The sequence below is a fragment of the Rhodoferax sp. GW822-FHT04A08 genome, assembly GCF_058801025.1.
Genome location: NZ_JBXAMW010000045.1, coordinates 1 through 2953, shown reverse-complemented (window position 1 = coordinate 2953; position 2953 = coordinate 1). Strand labels below are relative to the sequence as shown.

The 2953-nt window shown below is 55.3% G+C and carries 3 protein-coding genes; 2 read left to right on the top strand and 1 reads right to left on the bottom strand.

Annotated elements, in window-relative coordinates:
- Nucleotides 1-282: 282 nt before the first annotated feature.
- On the top strand, nt 283-1383 hold the full coding sequence (locus AC1RMF_RS26385; protein WP_493145491.1) for a hypothetical protein: 1101 nt from the start codon (nt 283-285) through the stop codon (nt 1381-1383).
- 238 nt (nt 1384-1621) lie between these two features.
- Here the strand turns inward: AC1RMF_RS26385 and AC1RMF_RS26380 are convergent, their stop codons facing one another.
- Entirely contained in the window at nt 1622-1912 is a 291-nt protein-coding gene (locus AC1RMF_RS26380; RefSeq protein ID WP_493145489.1) for a helix-turn-helix domain-containing protein, read from the bottom strand.
- Nucleotides 1913-2085: 173 nt separating this feature from the next.
- On the opposite strand from AC1RMF_RS26380, the gene AC1RMF_RS26375 reads away from it, so the two are divergent.
- Nucleotides 2086-2889 carry a hypothetical protein gene (locus AC1RMF_RS26375; protein ID WP_493145488.1) on the top strand — a complete coding sequence of 268 codons (804 nt, stop codon included), beginning with the start codon at nt 2086-2088 and terminating at the stop codon, nt 2887-2889.
- The last annotated feature ends 64 nt before the right edge of the window (nt 2890-2953 follow it).

Below are 2953 nucleotides of genomic sequence, written 5' to 3'. Positions count from 1 at the left end.
GCCGCGAATCCGTGGTCCCAAGGCCAATCGCGTCCGCTATTCCATATGGCGCACGCGCCCTGATCAGACGCTGGCAATTTGTTTGCCCCATCAAGCCATGACCAACTTGAACGCGCGAATGGGTGATCGGGTGTGGTTGAGCGTGCATGACCTTGGTGTGTGCGTCACGAAATATCCCAGGGGCCCCCATCCTGGACGACGGTACAGCGCCCGTCTGCGCATCTGCCACGAATCCATTCTTGGCCGCTTGGCATGTCGATTTGACTTCAGGGAGAAAATTTGATGCGCAGTCGGGACATCTATGAACACCAGGTGCGGACGCTGGTGAGTCTGGTTCAGCGGTGGACAGCCAGTGGTCGGGCCGACATCGTTCTGGAAAGTCGGCTCAGGAGTTTCGTTTCCATGGAACTTCTGGGCAGAGGTAACGCGGATGTCATTGCCCGCGCATTGGGTGAACTGGAGGACGTTGAAGCAGATTTGCTGCAAGACATGGTGACGCTTTGCAGCCAGAGCTTTGATCGTGGGGATGAAGTGTGGAATGCATTTGCCGTTCCCGTGGCCGTTCACTGGCGTATGAGACAAGAGCGCTTCTTTCTGGCAAAGCGAGGGCAGGGCCCCTACTTGTCAGAATTGGCCGCAGGCATCCGGCAATGCACGGGTGCGGAAAAGGTGGTGCTGGATGACGCCATCTACAGTGCCAAGGCACTTTTTGGCATGAGTGCCCATGCATTGCACGATCACCTGCAATTCCTGCTCTTGGCAACACCTAGGTTTACCAAAGCACCAGCAAGCATGATCTTGCGCAGTTGCAGTGAACCGCCTTGGCGCATGGCCTACTTCCTGGGGGTGGAAGTGACCAAGCCTGGGGGGAGGCGTCAGCTCAACGTTCCAGGGGTGCAGGATGCAGTGCAGGGCTGCCTGCATTGGGGAGTGGACGCACTGACCAAGTCGGTAGGACAGGACGATTTGGAATCAGCAGCCCCAAGCAAGTTCGAGCAGGGTGCATTCGGCACGACCGTCTGTCATGCACCGATGTACTTGTTCGATGCGATCCAGTTGGGTGAAAAGGCCTTGCGTGGTTATCGGTTGCGACAACTGCTGCAGGAAATGGCCAAGGAAGACAAGCAGGCAACGCTGTACCACGCGTTCAACCCGACTTGCTTTGCACTCGATCTGCTGCTCAAAGGGCGGTGGCTGACGTATGCGATGCGCTGGGGTCTGTTTGCTTCGGAGACGGTCGAAGATGCCCAGAGGCAGGTGCGGGGAGTAATCGCTGCAGTCAAAACCGACTTTCGCTGTCGATTTGTTGCGTTGGAGCTGGATGCGCTGCAGGACATGTCCAGGAAGACAGCACTTGGGGCCTATTCCGTGCGAGGGCGTTGAATGACCAGGGTTCGAGAATTCCAATGTCCAGGTTTTGCTGCCTTCACTCATGAGGGGCCGCGTGTCGCTGCACATCCCAAGGGAAGGCGTCAAGGGTGGCACCACAATCCCCGTCTGCACCGGTCTCATGGGCGATACGGGGCACTGCAGCAATTCAATACAGACGATTGCACGAACGTGCACCCGAAGTCACTTCGCGTAACTCGACACCTGCCGAAAGCGGGGACGGAGACGACACCTAGGGTCTATTCCGATGTCTCTTGGACATGTGCGCACGCGCAGCGTGGGCCTCCCACCGCGCCGTAAGACGCTGCATAAACACATTGGAATCCACATTCAGTGCCTGCAGCCAATCGTAGAGTTCCACCACATCCACTCTGCGTACACCGGTCTCGCATTTGCTGACGGTCGTTTGCGGCACACCCAGCGCAAGTGCCAGTTCCACTTGGGAGACCCCTAAGTCCTCGCGCACCTCTCTGAGCAAGGTGGTAAAGATCTCGTACTGCTTGGAGTGGAACGATGCGGGCATTCTGCTGCGAACAAAAACAGCAGAATCCATCCGATTTTGGAATATGCGAAAATCGGTTATAAACCGCCTCACTTGAAGGCTTTAGCGTTCATCGTGAGGTGTCTTGATGGCATTCAAGGCAACCGCCTGTGAAGTGTCTTCAACCAACACATCAACCAACTCTCAGGGAATTTATGAAAAACTCAATCTACGGTCACCTCATCGCCTGGCTCGCAGGCGCCTGCGTCGCTTCCAGTGCAGTAGCCGGGATTCCGGTAACTCCGGGCAACGTCCCGCAGAAGAAGTGTGACGTTGGTCACCTAGATCCCATCACGCGCATAGGAAAGGTTCAATCTGGAGGGACTGTGTACAGCGTTGCAGACAGACGCTTGAATCTGGGCAAACCACTGACCAGCGGCGAGATGGTGTACTACGTCTCACTGACTGAAGGGACGAAGGTCTATCGCACCGAAAAGCAAATTGAGATCATTGATGCCAGTCCGCTGACTCCGGATATCAAACTTACGCCTCAGGACCAACTGTCCATTGCAGGAACATTTATTTCGAGCGCTGGGCGGAAGTTTGACTTGATCGCCATCGGAAGCACATTCAACAAGATCTATGCGATGGTCGATGAGTCCGGGTTCATCTGTTCTGAACGCTTGGATGAAAAGCTGATCGGCGTAGGAATGCCGACGACGTACCAAGAAATTCCGCTGAAAGCGGTGATTCTCAATCCAGGACAACCACGAACAGTTTCTGTGGCGGTGACATTTATGGGGTTGACAGGGGCCTCGGCGAGTTTTCAGGTGGCGGTGATGGTCAATGGTCAATTGGAAACATCCAAGGTGTCGTCATTCGATGTTTTTGCGCCGAGCACCTCGATTGGTGACTTGAGTTTCAGCATGAAAGCTGAGGATGGCCGCATGACTATCACCTCTCTCAATGAGCCCGAAGATTACAGCGCTTGGATGATGACATTGCGCAAACGGCGTTGAATACGCATGTCCTGAACGAGGATGGCCGGACTATCGGAGTCCTGGCCTATTCGTGTGGGCAATG